14 protein-coding genes are annotated in these 14,390 nt (G+C 49.9%); 7 read left to right on the plus strand and 7 right to left on the minus strand.

Annotated elements, in window-relative coordinates:
• From ACY0JR_RS20475 to yihA, 3 genes are all read right to left on the minus strand, one after another.
• The coding region (locus ACY0JR_RS20475) for a DUF5606 family protein (protein WP_462636031.1) at positions 1–423 on the minus strand (423 nt) is incomplete at its 3' end.
• A 27-nt stretch (positions 424–450) separates the two neighbouring features.
• Complete coding sequence (locus ACY0JR_RS20480; RefSeq protein ID WP_462636032.1) at positions 451–825, minus strand: energy transducer TonB; 375 nt, start codon at positions 823–825, stop codon at positions 451–453.
• 31 nt (positions 826–856) lie between these two features.
• On the minus strand, positions 857–1,471 hold the full coding sequence (yihA, locus tag ACY0JR_RS20485) for a ribosome biogenesis GTP-binding protein YihA/YsxC (RefSeq protein WP_462636033.1): 615 nt from the start codon (positions 1,469–1,471) through the stop codon (positions 857–859).
• A 447-nt stretch (positions 1,472–1,918) separates the two neighbouring features.
• Here yihA and ACY0JR_RS20490 point away from each other — a divergent pair, with 447 nt between their 5' ends.
• The 5 genes from ACY0JR_RS20490 (at position 1,919) to ACY0JR_RS20510 (ending at position 6,684) form a co-directional block, all read left to right on the plus strand.
• Positions 1,919–3,802, plus strand: coding sequence for an OmpA family protein (locus tag ACY0JR_RS20490; RefSeq protein ID WP_462636034.1), 1,884 nt, complete (start codon positions 1,919–1,921; stop codon positions 3,800–3,802).
• 158 nt (positions 3,803–3,960) lie between these two features.
• Complete coding sequence (gene ubiE, locus ACY0JR_RS20495; protein WP_462636035.1) at positions 3,961–4,683, plus strand: bifunctional demethylmenaquinone methyltransferase/2-methoxy-6-polyprenyl-1,4-benzoquinol methylase UbiE; 723 nt, start codon at positions 3,961–3,963, stop codon at positions 4,681–4,683.
• Positions 4,632–5,390 carry a type IX secretion/gliding motility protein PorT/SprT gene (porT, locus tag ACY0JR_RS20500; RefSeq protein ID WP_462636036.1) on the plus strand — a complete coding sequence of 253 codons (759 nt, stop codon included), beginning with the start codon at positions 4,632–4,634 and terminating at the stop codon, positions 5,388–5,390. Before ubiE ends, porT begins: the two co-directional genes overlap by 52 nt.
• A 7-nt stretch (positions 5,391–5,397) precedes the next feature.
• Positions 5,398–6,150, plus strand: a complete 753-nt coding sequence (locus ACY0JR_RS20505) for an SDR family NAD(P)-dependent oxidoreductase (protein WP_462636037.1) — start codon at positions 5,398–5,400, stop codon at positions 6,148–6,150.
• 141 nt (positions 6,151–6,291) lie between these two features.
• On the plus strand, positions 6,292–6,684 hold the full coding sequence (locus ACY0JR_RS20510) for a VOC family protein (RefSeq protein WP_462636038.1): 393 nt from the start codon (positions 6,292–6,294) through the stop codon (positions 6,682–6,684).
• 377 nt (positions 6,685–7,061) lie between these two features.
• On the opposite strand, the gene ACY0JR_RS20515 is transcribed toward ACY0JR_RS20510, so the two are convergent.
• Positions 7,062–7,721 (minus strand): alpha/beta hydrolase, encoded by a 660-nt coding sequence (locus tag ACY0JR_RS20515; RefSeq protein ID WP_462636039.1) that lies wholly within the window; start codon positions 7,719–7,721, stop codon positions 7,062–7,064.
• Positions 7,722–7,723: 2 nt separating this feature from the next.
• Positions 7,724–8,209 (minus strand): cytidine deaminase, encoded by a 486-nt coding sequence (gene cdd / locus ACY0JR_RS20520; RefSeq protein WP_462636040.1) that lies wholly within the window; start codon positions 8,207–8,209, stop codon positions 7,724–7,726.
• A 123-nt stretch (positions 8,210–8,332) separates the two neighbouring features.
• Between cdd and ACY0JR_RS20525 the strand changes: the two genes are divergently transcribed.
• Complete coding sequence (locus tag ACY0JR_RS20525) at positions 8,333–9,664, plus strand: saccharopine dehydrogenase family protein (RefSeq protein WP_462636041.1); 1,332 nt, start codon at positions 8,333–8,335, stop codon at positions 9,662–9,664.
• 43 nt (positions 9,665–9,707) lie between these two features.
• Here ACY0JR_RS20525 and ACY0JR_RS20530 read toward each other — a convergent pair whose 3' ends face one another.
• Together ACY0JR_RS20530 and rnhA are read right to left on the minus strand one after the other, a co-directional pair.
• Positions 9,708–10,421: a tRNA1(Val) (adenine(37)-N6)-methyltransferase gene (locus tag ACY0JR_RS20530; RefSeq protein WP_462636042.1), complete on the minus strand. Its 714-nt coding sequence runs from the start codon at positions 10,419–10,421 to the stop codon at positions 9,708–9,710.
• A gap of 189 nt (positions 10,422–10,610) precedes the next feature.
• Entirely contained in the window at positions 10,611–11,072 is a 462-nt protein-coding gene (gene rnhA / locus ACY0JR_RS20535) for a ribonuclease HI (RefSeq protein WP_462636043.1), read from the minus strand.
• Between the two features lie 320 nt (positions 11,073–11,392).
• Between rnhA and ACY0JR_RS20540 the strand changes: the two genes are divergently transcribed.
• Positions 11,393–14,206, plus strand: coding sequence for a S8 family serine peptidase (locus tag ACY0JR_RS20540; protein ID WP_462636044.1), 2,814 nt, complete (start codon positions 11,393–11,395; stop codon positions 14,204–14,206).
• Positions 14,207–14,390: the final 184 nt, after the last annotated feature.

The raw sequence follows: 14,390 nt of genomic DNA on the forward strand, positions 1-14,390 counted from the left end.
TTCCTGAGTTTCCTCAGTGGCAGAACCTTCTGTGTAAGGCACAAACTGGTTTACAATGGTGTACCACTGGGCCAGTTTCTTCATGTCTGAGGCATACACCCGCTCCTGATCATAGTCAGGCAGCACAGATTCCAGGAAGGAAGCCAGTTCTGTAGTGCTGGATTTGGTGGTGACCGGTATGTCAGCGCCGTACTGCTTTCTGATTCGGTCAAAGATCTCTGCCAAGGGAACTGTATGTTCCTCGTCATTGGTGTACATAGAGATTTCCTGCAAAATAGAAACCTTGTTCCGGGCCTGCGCAACACTGCGTACTGGTTTTTCGGAAAGGCTTTCTACAATAATTCCATTGCGGGTGGGCGCTACAATTCTGTAGAGGCCTGGCATACCAGAAATAGAAGCGATCTCTTTCAGGTCAAATGGCATAGAGCTAAGTTAGGTTATGATGAATGATTAAAGTTTGAAGTTGACGGGTACGCTGTATTGTTGGCTATACCCCGGGGCTTTGAATTTGAGCAGTTGCACCACGCGCAGGGCTTCCTGGCCGGTACCGCCGCCTACCTCTTTGAGAATTCTGGCGCTGCTGATAGCGCCGTCTTCCTTAAGGGTAAACCCGATGATGCAGGTGCCCATGACCCGGTTGCGTTTGGCCAGGGCCGGATATTGGATACTGCGTTGCAAATGGGCAACCAGTGAATCCTGTCCGCCGGGGTAGTGCTCAGCTACCGGTAATTTCCCGGTTTGGGCGGCTGGCTTGCTGGTCTGCGCCACGGCACCCGCCGCGAAGAACGCGAAAAGAGCGGCAATAAAAAGGTGTTTTACTTTCATTTGTACTAAGTTAAAAACTTTAAAAGACGCGTTAGCCCTTACGATCTTCCAGATACCGTTGGTTTACGTCACTTATGAATTGAAGGATCTCCTCGCGGCCTTCTTTAGAGGAAGAAGAACTCTTCATATACATAGGCAACTCTTCCCAAGTTTCGCGCAGCACCTTCATAAAGGCCGCAATGTTCATATCAGTTTTCGTGCCAGACTGCTTGTCTGTTTTGGTGAAGATAAGCACGAACGGAACCCCCATGGTTCCCAGCAGTTCCATGAATTCCAGGTCTGGTTTCTGCGGGGGCAGGCGGGAATCAATCAGCACGAAAACGCAGGCCAGGTTGGGCCGGTTCTTCATGTAATAGATAATCATCTTGCGCCAATCTTCCCGCGAGGTCTTGCTGACCTTCGCCCAGCCGTACCCCGGTAAATCTACCAGATACCAAGTGTCATTGATCAGGAAATGGTTAATCAGCTGGGTCTTACCCGGAAAGGAAGAAGTCTTCGCCAGTTTCAGCCGGTTGGTCAGCATGTTGATGAGCGAAGACTTGCCAACGTTAGAACGACCAATAAACGCATATTCCGGCAAGTCCGTCTGCGGGCACAGGTCCGCGCGGGTATTGCTGGTCACAAACTTTGCATCTTTAATGATCATGTTACTTCCTCCGTTTGGTATTGCCCACAAAGGTACCAAATAAACCGCTAACCCTTTCAATAACTAGCGGCAGGCCCTACTTAGGGCGTAATCTGGCGTAAATAGTAACCATTTAACCTAAATCACAGTATCGTAGGGCGTAGAAGGGTTGTAGATGTGATTATCAGTTACGATAGTTTTTCTATATTGCAGCACTTTATCAATAATTGAATTGAAACATTCTAAAAATAGAAATTAACTATCTTAAGAATTTTAGATATTATTGTGATGCTCTTAGAAGCCCCTAATTAGCGGAAAAGAAGCATTCTACACCCCGGGCCCACAGGTTCATTCATTTGTTTTGCGCCACTTAAATAGCTACTATCCCTAAACTTTTACCTTTACACTATGAATCACTTAGACAAGCGGTTGTTTAGAACTTCATTATTTTTTCTGACACTGTTTCTCATGGCTTCCACGGTCATGGCTCAGAGTACCCGTAAGCTTATCCGGAGCGGAGATAAAATGTTCAATCAGGCCAACTTCCGGGCGGCATTACCTTTCTATGAGCAGGCGCTGGAGCGTGATCCTAACAATGCAAAGGCGTTGTACCGGGCGGGTATCAGCTTAATTGCCTTTGACAAGGAGAAAGCCAGCGAGTATGTCTACAAAGCGTACAGAATGAAGCCCAACGTAGGAGATGATATTTTCTACTGGTTAGGCCGCGTTGACTTAGTAAACTACGAGTTTGACAACGCCATCAAAAATGCGCAAGCGTACCAGGCTTCTCTGGGCAAACGCGACACAGACGGAAAAGAGCAGGCGGCCCTGTTAATCCAGCACGCCCGTAACGCCAAAAAAGAGGTAGCTAACCCTAAGGATTTCTTCGTGAAAAACCTGGGGCCAACCATTAACACACCTTATTCTGAGCACAGCCCCGTTATTTCTTCTGACAACAACTACCTGTTGTTTACTTCCCGTAGCGCTGCCGTTACCGGCGGTAAAGAAGCCGAAGACGGTGAGTACTTTGAAGATATCTTTGAGAGCCGTCGTTTAGGGGTAGATTCATGGGAAACGCCTAAGTCTTTGAGCGGTCGTTTGAACGGTACTGGCCACGATGCCTCTATTCAGTTATTTGACAACGATAAAAAATTGTTGATGTACCGGCAAGACGAAGGTGGTGATATCTTTATGACCAGCCGCGACGGTGGTGACTGGGGCCAGCCGCAGAAACTGAACAAGAACATCAACTCCAAAGGCTTTGAAAGTGATGCTTTCATTACCAGAGATGGTTCTACCTTGTATTTCTCAACTACCCAGTTCTCACAGAACGGTGACCTGGATATTTACTATTCACAGCGTCAGCCAAACGGGGAGTGGGGTGCGCCAAAGAACTTCGGGAACGGAGTGAATACTCCTTTTGATGAAGACAGCCCTTACTTCACGCCAGATGGTTTAACCATGTACTTCAGCTCACGCGGTCATAACACTATGGGTGGCTACGATATCTTCACCATGAAATTTGACACCGTGGCGCGTCGCTGGAGCAGACCAGAGAACATGGGTTACCCGGTAAACACGCCAGATGATGACACGTACTACCGCTTAAGCCCAGACGGCACGTACGCTTACCTTTCTTCCTACCGCATGGGTGGTTACGGTGAGAAAGACATCTACACCATCAACTACATCCGGAACGCTACCGTGCGTGGCCACGTGTACAGCCTGCGTGACTCAACCATCATCCCGGGTGTTGAACTGGTATTCACCGGTACTACTGCCAGCAACGCTCCTTTGGAATACCGCGACGTAACCAAGCCAGATTCTGGAAACTACCAGGTATCTGTACTTTCTGCCCGCCCTTACCAAGTGACGTTGACTAGAGATGGCCAGACCTTAGCTACTGAGCGCTACGAAGTGCCTTTGTCTTTAAGTGACACTACCGTGTTTGAGAAGGATTTCTACATTGAGTTTGCAGACACCAGCGGCGTAGGAACCGGTGCTTATGCCTTCAAACGCATCTACTATGACACAGACAAATACAACCTGCGTCCTGAGTCTATCTCTGAGCTGGATAACATTGTACGCGTGATGAAAGCCAACCCAGCCCTGCGTATCTCTATTGACGGCCACACAGACTCCCGTGCGTCAGATGAGTACAACGTGACTTTGGGTGAGAACCGTGCTTTGGCTGCCTACAACTACCTGATCAAACAAGGTATCCCAAGCAACCGCATGATCACAGTTTCTTATGGTGAGCGTCGTCCGGCTGCGCCGAATAACTCTCCTGAGAACATGCAGTTGAACCGCCGTACAGAGTTCAACGTGATCAGAAACCAGGAACAGCAATAAGCACCTTCGTTTCTGCGTTCTTTTTCAGAAAACAGCGAGTAATCAAAGCCCCGGTCCTATGGCCGGGGCTTTGTTATTATAGAAGGGAAGAAGACAACATAATGCAGAAAATCTAGTTATTGCATAGTAGCTTTGCCCTCTCAAACTAAAAGTAGTACATGTCAGTAGTTCCGTACAAAGACCAGGAAGATGGAAAGAAAAAGCAGGTGGCCCAGATGTTTAACAGCATTGCCAAACGCTATGACTTTCTTAACCATTTCCTAAGCGCAGGGGTAGACATTTACTGGCGCAAGAAGGCGGTGAAACTGTTGGCACCGGTAAAGCCCCAGAAAGTGTTGGACATTGCCACCGGTACCGGTGATTTTGCCCTGGAGACCCTGCAACTGAACCCCAAACAGATCATAGGAATTGACATCTCAGAAGGCATGTTGCAGGTGGGGCGGGAGAAGATAGCCAAGCGTGGTCTGAGTCATCTGGTACAGTTGCAGCTAGGCGATTCTGAGAACATCCAGTTCCCAGACAACCACTTTGATGCGATTACGGTAGCCTTTGGGGTCCGTAATTTTGAGAATCTGGAGAAAGGGCTTTCAGAGATGTTTCGCGTGTTGAAACCGGGCGGCATGGCGGTTATTCTGGAGTTCTCTAAGCCGCAGGCGTTCCCCATGAAACAAGGCTATAATTTTTACTTCCAACATATTTTACCGGTTTTCGGGAAACTGATCTCGAAAGACAATGCCGCCTACACGTACCTGCCCGAGTCTGTGCAGGCGTTCCCAGATGGTACTAACTTCCTGTCTATATTTCAAAGAATCGGCTTTAAAAACACAAAATGGCATTCACTTACCTTCGGCATCAGTTCCATTTACACCGGCACAAAGTAGTCATCCTTTTCCTGATAGCCCTGTTTGGCACCAGCCAGTCGGCTTTAGCCCAAGGCAACCTCAAAGGCGAGAACCTGCCGGGGTATGAGTTCAAACGGCTGCGCTGGGGTTTCTCCCTGGGCGTGAATGGGTCTTGGTACCAACTGGAGCATTCCACTTTTTACGTAGATCAGGTGAGAAGCGGGGGTGGGTTAACGGTGAACGAGAAAACCGGAATCGGCTTTAACGTAAACTTTATCACCTCTTACCGGCTGAATCAGAATCTGGTACTGCGCGCGCAACCGGGCGTGGGTTACCACAGCCGGGCCATTGAATACAAAGGCATGCCGGCCAATGACCAGACTGGGTTTGAGGGCGGAGACAAAATCCAGGAAGTGAATACCTTTGCCGGCGAGCTTCCGCTGTTGGTAAAATACGAGTCTAAGCGACGCAAAAACACCCAGATGTACTTTATTGGGGGTATCAAACCTTCCTTGATAGTGGGTGGCCAGAAAAAGGGCGAGGAGTTCCTGCAAGTGAAAAATATGGATTTTGCCATTGAGTATGGTGTGGGGCTGGACATGTTCTACCCCTTCTTCAAGTTTGCGCCCGAAATACGGTATTCCAGAGGCATCACCAACGTGCATGAGCCGTACCCAACGGTGTACAACAACAGCATTCAGCAACTCAACACCAACACCATCACGCTTTACCTTAACTTTGAATAGGTCTGTTATGACGCAGAAGATTGCCTTGGTAACCGGAGCCACCTCCGGTATTGGCAGAGCAACCGCTATTGCATTAGCCCAGCAGGGCTTCAGAATCATTGCCACTGGCCGCCGTACCGAAAGATTACAGGAACTGGTGCAGCAGTTTGGGCCGGAGAATATTTATCCTTTGGAATTTGATGTGCGCGACAAAGAAGCCGTACATGCTGCTTTGGCAGGACTACCAGCCGAATGGCGATCTGTGGATGTTCTCATAAACAACGCCGGAAACGCCCACGGCCTGGCTTCTTTCCAGAACGGCGACATGGACGACTGGGAAGCCATGCTGGACATCAACGTGAAAGGCCTGCTGTACGTGACCAAAGAAGTGCTGCCTATCATGATTGAGCGCAAAACCGGGCACATCATCAACATTGGTTCCATTGCCGGGAAAGAGGTGTATGCCAACGGAAACGTGTACTGCGCCAGTAAATTCGCGGTAGATGCGCTCTCCAAAGCCATGCGCATTGATCTGGTACACGAAGGCATTAAAGTGTCTGAAGTAAACCCCGGAGCCGTAGAAACCGAGTTCTCAGAAGTACGCTTCAAAGGAGATACAGAGCGGGCTGCCAGCGTGTACAAAGGCTTCGAGCCGCTGAAAGCAGAAGACATTGCTGAACTCATCGCGTTTATGGTCACCCGCCCCAAGCACGTGAATTTAGCCGAAGTCCTGATTCTTCCCACCGCTCAGGCCTCGGCCACTATCATAAACAAGCAGTAATCACCGTCTTTTCAGAAAAGCGAGGCTCACCGGTATTTGTACCGGTGAGCCTTGTTGTTTTAGGGGTGTTTTGTCAAAAGCTGGCTGAAAAGGATACATCTTTCTGCCGCAAGGTTCGTTGCAGGAGAAAAGACTCTGCCTATGGAATTCACCAAGATAAAGGAAACGTGTTTGTACGTACAGGACTTGGCGCGTACCACTGCTTTTTATTCTGAAATGCTGAGCCTGCCCATCATAGGCCAGGTACCCGGGCGGCATGTGTTCTTCAGGGTAGGAGGGTCCGTATTGCTGTGTTTCAATGCGCAGAAAACCCGCGAAAGTAAAGATTTGCCGCCGCATTACGGGGAAGGACAATTGCATCTGGCCTTTGAGTGCGAAGCCGCGCAGTACGAAGGGTGGAAAGCGAAATTGCAGCAAGCTAATATTCCCATTGAGCACGAGCAGACCTGGCCCCACGCCCGTAAATCCTGCTACTTCCGTGACCCAGACCAGCATCTATTGGAGATTGTGATGCCGGGTATCTGGGAGAAGTAAACAGATGCGTTACACCGTAAGTATTATTGATTTCAGGTACACCTTGCTGTATTGCAGGTTTTCCATTTCCTTTTGGCACTACTCCCTCGCTTTGTCATCCTGAAAGGACCTTGTGGGCGAACTGTAGAAACAACTACTCCACCGGAACTGCCGCTTGCGACTAAGATCCTGCCAAGATGATAAAGTAGAATAGCTTTTCGCTCGCTTTTCTGAAAAATAAGCCTGAAATGGAATGAAGTGCCCTCTTGCACCTCGCTCGCCTCTGGCGAGTGTGAGTTACCTGCGGCGTCTCGCCGCTACATTGTATCTTTCAGATGTGTCCAAAGCAGCGGGACGCCGCAAGTAACCCACACTCGCCAGAGGCGAGCGAGTGGAATTTATTTTATCATACCTCCATTCTTCAACTGTAACAAGACCTCACGGTTAATTTCATGCTTTCCTTCAAAGGTAATGAGGTGGGGGTGCAGACCGGCGGCTTTGACGCGCGCGAGTTGCTCCTGTACTTTATCATCGGTGACGAAAGGATCTTGCAGGCCGTACACATACGTCAGGTGGGTTTGCCCCAAGGGTTGGCTACCCGGCGCTATTTCCATGTCTGGCGGGAACATGCCTGCCCAAAGCACTAATTCTGCCACCGGTCCTGGGACTTGCGCCAACCACCGGATAGCTGTCGCGCCTCCCTGGGAGAAACCCAGCACGTGCAATGTTGCCTGCGGAGCTTCCTGTAGCGCTAGTTCGCGCACCAGGTTCAGATACGTGATGTAATCAGCAATCTCATGCAGGCGTTCCTCTTTGGTCATCCAGGTGGCCCCCACACGTCCCGACACTTCCTTCAGGTAAAACCGGGAAAGAGCCTCTGGGGCTATCACCACGGTCTGCTCATCAACTAGCGGCTCAAAGTGCCGGATAAAGTAGCGGGCCAACTGGCCGTAGCCGTGCAGCACCACCCACAGGTGTTTGGTAGCGGTGGAGAGCGTACCTAGTTGATGGAGATGCGCCGTGCGCGGAACAGCAATGGTTCTATGGGTAGCGGCCACCTTTACAGTTGATCTTTGGTAAACATGAAGGGCAGTAAATCCTCTACTGATTTCAGGCGGGTGATCTTTCCGTCTTCGGCTTGCATGAGCAGCCGGATGGGGGCGTTCTGGCGATTCTGGTATTCGGCCATCACCTGACGGCAGGCCCCACAGGGGCAGGCTTTCAGGAAGTAGTTTTCATTCCTGCGCCTAACCGTGACCGCCATCATCTCTATCTTTTTATCTGGATGATTGGAACCCACGCCAAACAGCAAGGTGCGTTCGGCACAAAGCCCCGAGGGGTACGCCGCGTTTTCTTGGTTGGTGCCTTGGTGGGTACTACCGTCTGAAAGAAGCAAAGCGGCCCCTACCAGGTAATTGGAATAGGGAGCATAGGCGTTGTCTGTTGCTTGTTGGGCCAGGTGAAGCACCTGTCTTTCCTGATGGGTTAATTCTTCTATGGAAGACACTACCTCATAGGTAATGTTGAGCTGTACTTGTTCTGTCATAAAGTGCGTTTTCCGCACGGGAACGTACGGGAGCCAAAGTTAATAAGTTGGTGTTAAAAAGCAAGAAGGGTTGCCTGGCCCAAAGAAAATGTTCATTTTAAGGCCCCAATCTGACCCTGTACTATGAAGAAGATCTTGCTCCTGGGCGCTGGCCGTTCCGCTACCGTGCTCATTGACTATCTGTTGGCCAACGCCCCTGTTTATAACTGGCAGCTTTCCATTGGAGATGTCTCAGTAGATCACCTGGCGTCCAAACTTCAGCCATCTGCCCCGGTAAGAACCTTCACGTTTGATGTACAGAACGAAATCCAGCGGGAGGAAGAAATCGGCAGAGCAGATGTGGTCATTTCTATGCTGCCCGCCCTGTTTCACCCGTTGGTGGCGCAGGGATGCCTGGCAAAGGGAAAGCATTTGGTGACTGCTTCGTACGTACCTCCGCAAATCAAAGAGATGCACCAGGAGACCCAGGCCAAAGGGCTAACGTTTCTGATGGAATGCGGTTTAGACCCGGGTATTGATCACCTATCGGCCATGCGGCTCATTCACCAGATACAGGGGCAGGGCGGTAGCATTACCTCGTTTAAATCCTTCACCGGAGGGTTAATGGCCCCGGAGTCTGACAACAACCCTTGGCATTACAAATTCACCTGGAATCCCCGCAACGTGGTTCTGGCCGGGCAGGGCACCGCCAAATACATAGAGAACGGCACCTACAAATACATTCCATATCCTCAACTGTTCCGCCGCACCGAAACCTTTCAAATAGACGGTTTCGGCTCTTTTGACGGCTACGCCAACCGTGATTCGCTCATCTACCGCGAACCCTACGGCTTGCAGAATATCCCCACCATGCTGCGGGGCACCCTCCGCCGCCCGGGATATTGCCAGGCGTGGCAGGTGCTGGTTCAACTGGGCCTGACCGATGATACCTATGCCCTGGAAGACGCGGCGCACATGACGTACCGCGCGTTGGTAGAAAGCTTACTGCCGGCTTCTAGCCCGGGAACAAACCTCAAAGAGAAAGTGGCTACGTACGTTGGGCTTACGCCGGAGGCAGAGGAGTTGCGGCTGGTGGAATGGACGGGTTTGTTTGACGAAGTTCCCATTGGCTTGGAGAATGCTACCCCAGCCCAGGCCTTGGAGAAACTGCTGGTGCAGAAATGGAAACTCAACCCCGGCGATAAAGACATGATTGTGATGTTGCACCAGTTTGAATACGAATTGAAGGGCGCACGCAAGAAGCTCACTTCCTCTTTAGTGGTGCTGGGCGATGACGAGGTCCATACCGCTATGGCTAAAACTGTAGGTTTACCCGTGGGAATTGCCACCAAACTACTACTGGAAGGAAAGCTGCCCGCCAAAGGAGTAGTGGTGCCGCTGCAAGCAGAACTCTATGAGCCCATTCTGGCGGAACTGGAACAGTTTGGCGTACGCTTCACAGAGCAGGAGGGGTAGTCTGTTTTCTGCTTGTTTTGTGAGAAACAGGCCAAAAGCGCTCTTAGAAAATAAGGTAATACTCCTTCAGTAATTCCTGAAAGGCTTGGGTATACGTGTGGTCTTTCTCCCGTACAGCCAATACGCTTTCAGCAGGGATGGTGGCCTGGCGAGAATACGTGTGAATAGCGCGTAACAATTTTCCCGCCGGGGTTGCCTCCAGCCAGAGAATGGAGGTAGTGTTGAAGCCTGCCTGCTGTGCTTCCTGCGCAAAGAGGTTGGCTTCATGCGGCGGTAACAGAATGTGCAACTTGCCTTCAGGAGAAAGAAAGCGCTGGGCAAAGGAAATGATTTCTGAGAAAGATAGGGACCCCGTATGCTTGGCCCGGTTCTTTGCAACGTCTTCAGATTTCAACGAAGCCTGAAAGAACGGCGGATTGCTGATGATGGTATCAAAAGGGGAGGGCTGTGTCTCCGCAAATGCTTGCAGGGACACAGGCCACAACCGGATGCGGTCGGCCCAAGGACTGGCAGCTATGTTCTCCTGGGCTTGCTTTGCGGCATCGGCATCTATCTCCACGGCTTCTATCTGAGCTGCTGGCGACCGCTGCGCCATCATCAAACTTAACAGACCCGTTCCCGCCCCAATGTCCAAAATGCGTTTTGCGCCAGAAACATCCGCAGCAGCTCCTAGCACGCAGGAATCAGTGCAGACTTTCATCGCGCACTGGTCTTGCCTGATCAAGAATTGTTTAAACCGGAAATAGTCGTTGGCCACGGAGATAATGTGCTAATGGTTTAATGTGCTGATGTGCTAATTAGGCCAATGAGCTAATGTGTGAGGTCCTAATGAATTTAGAAGTGCTTCTTATAGGTTTAAGCGAATGCCCCATTCTGAGTAAATTCAAAGAATTGCTTCAATTGACTTCCAAAGAATAGCACATCAGCACATTAAACCATTAGCACATTATCCAGCGGTTGGATTTGCCTCAAAACCTTTGTCGGGGGGGAGGTTGGGTTGGAGGGCGGCGGCTACCGCCAGTTGGTCACAGCGTTCGTTTTCAGCGTGGCCGGCGTGACCGCGTACCCACACGAAGCGCACCTGGTGCTTGCGGTAAATCTTTAGGAAACGTTGCCAGAGATCGGGGTTGGCCTTGCCGGTGAAACCTTTCTTTTCCCAGCCGAACACCCATTTCTTCTCCACGGCATCTACCACGTATTTTGAATCTGAGTAAATGGTGACTGGCATGCCGGGCTTGGTAATGGCTTCCAGCGCGACAATCACCGCCAAAAGCTCCATGCGGTTGTTGGTGGTCTTCCGAAAACCCTCACTTATTTCTTTCACGTGCGGCCCATACCGGAGAATAACGCCATACCCGCCAGGGCCAGGATTGCCCCGCGAGGCGCCATCAGTAAATACTTCTATCAAAATGTAAGTGCTTAGTCTTCCGCAAAAATAACCTATAGCAGTCTTAGCGGCGTTGTGAAAGGCCCAGAATATTTTCAGCAAAAGAGCCTGGAGCCTGGGCCTCAAACTGAATTTCCCGTTTACGGCACTATTGGAGAAAACGAGGAAAAAACGCAAGAAGTCAGATTTTACTTATGGTTCTGCCCCAAGCCAGTGCCTCTCGTCTTCTTTATAAATGAAACATAGAAAAATTATTTTTTTGGATAGTGCAATCTTCAACTCTATTTACTAGATTAGAAAGGAATTGCTAAAATTTATTGAGAAACTAATACCAAGCTTTCATGAAGAAAAATTTACAGAGTGTCAGCAGGCTCTTGGTCTGCGCCGGATTCTTACTGTTCAACGCGAACCTGGCCCAAGGCCAGAACTTAAACAAAAGCAACTTTAAGGCAGACCAGGCCTTACGTTCCTTAACTACTAGTTCAGCTTCAGCCAGAAGTGCTAAAAGGGAAGTTTCTCCTCTGCAGGTGCTTCAGCCAGTGCAAACAATGGATGGCTACGTGGCCATTGATGCTTTCTCTAAAGAAGCTGATGGCAAAGCGTTGCTGGAACAGCTCCGGAAATTGGGCCTGAAAAACGGCTCCTCTTACAAAAGAGTAGTGTCTGGCTTTTTCCCGGTAGACAAAATTGAGAAACTGGAAGGCATCAGTAGCCTAAACCACGCGGCAGCGGCGTACACTCCTCAAAAGGGATTGGTGACCTCAGAAGGTGATGGTGCGCTTAGAGCAGATAGAGCGCGTCAGCAGTTTGGCGTAACGGGTTTGGGGTCCAAGATTGGGGTAATTTCTGATTCCTATGGCGTAATTCCCGGCGGCGCTGCGGCGGGAGTAGCTTCCGGCGACTTGCCTTCTGATGTACAGGTATTGGCCGATGCAGCTACCGGTACAGATGAAGGTCGTGCCATGGCCGAAATTGTGCATGACGTAGCCCCGGGCGCTAAAATCGCCTTTCATACCTCTGCCGGAGGACAGGCCAACTTTGCCAACGGTATTATGAAATTAGCTGATGCCGGCTGTAACATTGTGGTTGATGACGTGATTTACCTGGCTGAACCCATGTTCCAGGACGGCATCATTGCCCAGGCGGTAGATGAAGTAGTGAAGAAGAATGTTTCCTATTTCAGTGCGGCCGCTAACAACGCCAGACAATCTTATCAGGCTCCCTTTCGGAACTCTGGAGTAACAATCCCGGGTTGGGGTGAGGCCCACAATTTTAGCAATGGAGATGTAAGACAATCCATTAGAATTCCGGCTAGGGGCACTATCCAACTTATGTTTCAGTGGTCAGATGACTTCTATTCGGCTAGTGGCGGAGCAGGTGCTAAAACCGATTTAGACCTGTTGGTGTACTACAACAATGTGTTAATTTCGACCTCTGCTCAAGCTAACGAAGGCCGTGACCCTTATGAATACATTGGGTTAACCAACAATGGAGCCACGCCCGTTACGGTAGAGTTGGCAATCGTAAAATATAGCGGCCCAGACCCACAACTCATTAAGTGGGTTGATTTTGGTACAGGTGTTCCGTTGGAACATGTAACCAACGCTTCTACCGTGTATGGCCACGCTAATGCGCAGTCAGCTATTGCCGTGGGTGCTGCTGCCTGGTTCAACACGCCCCAATACAATGCTAACGTGTCAAGACCGGTAATCAATAGTTTCTCTTCCCTGGGCGGAACACCGGTGTTTATTTCTACAAGCGGGCAGGAATCTTCTTATACTTCCCAGCGGATACGCCTGAAACCAGACGTAGTGGGACCAGACGGAGGAAACAATACTTTCTTTGGTTCAGACACACCTGTAGATGCAGATACCTTGCCTAACTTCTTCGGAACGTCTGCGGCGGCCCCGCACGTAGCGGCCGTAGCGGCCTTGATGCAAGAAAAGCAAAGAGGCGAAATGTCGCCGGGTGCCATCTTAGACAAACTGAAGTCTACCGCTATTGACATGGATAATCCTTACCTTCCAGGTTTCTCCACGGGTTTTGACTTTATGACAGGCTATGGTTTCGTACAGGCAGACGCTGCCATTGCCGCCGCCGCTACCAAAGCAAACCAGTCTATTACGTTCATTGATATTCCAGACCGTAAGATCACAGATACGCTGTTGATTAAGTTAGAGGCATATAGTACTTCTAATTTACCAATTGAATTTACCGTGTTGGAAGGCCCGGCAACAGTAAACGGAGATCTTCTAACCATCTACGGCCGTGGAAAAATCAGAGTCAAAGCTGCACAGTGGGGTAACCCTGAGTTCAGACCAGCCATGGAAGTGATTCAGGAATTTGTAGTAGAAGGTGTAGCTCAAACTATTTCCTTTGCTCCGCTTTCAGATGTAACCTACGGCGTAGGACCCATTCCGCTGATGGCTACGTCTACCTCCGGCTTACCAGTGACCTTCAGAGTTGTGAACGGGGTGGCTCATATTGAGAACAACATGCTCTACATTGATGGGGTTGGTAAAGTTACCGTTATGGCCATGCAGGCCGGTAATTCCTTTTATGAAGCTGCATCTACCACGCAGACGTTCAACGTAAGCAAAATCAGCCAAACAATCAGCTTTGCTACTATCTCAGACAAGAATCTAGGCGATTCTCCTTTTATGGTAATGGCAACTGCTACTTCTGGCCTGCCAGTTGAGTTTGCTGTGTTGGGCGGACCAGCCACGGTGTCTGGGAACATGGTTACTTTATTTGGAACTGGTAAAGTGAGAATCAAAGCAACCCAATACGGAAACGGAGAGTTTGCACCTGCCACTGAGGTAATCCAGGAGTTCATGGTGTACCAAGCTGTTGCTACGCTCAGAAAGACAACGGTAGAAGGTTTGTCTTCTACCGGAGGAGCACAGTTGAGTGCTTATCCTAACCCATTCATAGCTAAAACTGCGATTGAGTTCTCTGCGCCAGAAAGTGGTGAGTTGGTGGTGGACATCTTGTCTCCGGCTGGCACCCTGGTGAAAAGCTTACACAAAGGTCAGGTAAGTGCCGGTACGTATCAGTATGAGTTTGACGCCTCAGGCCAAGCCAATGGGGTGTACATCTGCCGTATCAGCTACAACGGTAAAGTAGAGTTCAAACGTTTGGTGTTAGCCAGATAACAGACACTACTATCAGAAAAGGGCCAGAATCCAGCCACACGCTGGGGTTCTGGCCCTTTTTTAATTTGATAGATTCCGTTTTACTTCTGCTTTCTGAAAATCTCGCTTGAAACGGCGCAGTACGTAGGGAAGCTGTAGCTTAAGGCATTGGGCTTTCCTGATGCTTTAGCGGGAGGCAAGCAAA

Source organism: Rufibacter sp. JT3400010 (assembly GCF_054956755.1).

Bases quoted from the DNA above. Each gene is read 5' to 3' on its own strand.
- ACY0JR_RS20480 (WP_462636032.1), bottom strand. From the start codon at position 825: ATGAAAGTAAAACACCTTTTTATTGCCGCTCTTTTCGCGTTCTTCGCG.
- yihA (WP_462636033.1), bottom strand. From the start codon at position 1,471: ATGATCATTAAAGATGCAAAGTTTGTGACCAGCAATACCCGCGCGGAC.
- ACY0JR_RS20490 (WP_462636034.1), top strand. From the start codon at position 1,919: ATGGCTTCCACGGTCATGGCTCAGAGTACCCGTAAGCTTATCCGGAGC.
- ubiE (WP_462636035.1), top strand. From the start codon at position 3,961: ATGTCAGTAGTTCCGTACAAAGACCAGGAAGATGGAAAGAAAAAGCAG.
- porT (WP_462636036.1), top strand. From the start codon at position 4,632: ATGGCATTCACTTACCTTCGGCATCAGTTCCATTTACACCGGCACAAA.
- ACY0JR_RS20505 (WP_462636037.1), top strand. From the start codon at position 5,398: ATGACGCAGAAGATTGCCTTGGTAACCGGAGCCACCTCCGGTATTGGC.
- ACY0JR_RS20510 (WP_462636038.1), top strand. From the start codon at position 6,292: ATGGAATTCACCAAGATAAAGGAAACGTGTTTGTACGTACAGGACTTG.
- cdd (WP_462636040.1), bottom strand. From the start codon at position 8,209: ATGACAGAACAAGTACAGCTCAACATTACCTATGAGGTAGTGTCTTCC.
- ACY0JR_RS20525 (WP_462636041.1), top strand. From the start codon at position 8,333: ATGAAGAAGATCTTGCTCCTGGGCGCTGGCCGTTCCGCTACCGTGCTC.
- ACY0JR_RS20540 (WP_462636044.1), top strand. From the start codon at position 11,393: ATGAAGAAAAATTTACAGAGTGTCAGCAGGCTCTTGGTCTGCGCCGGA.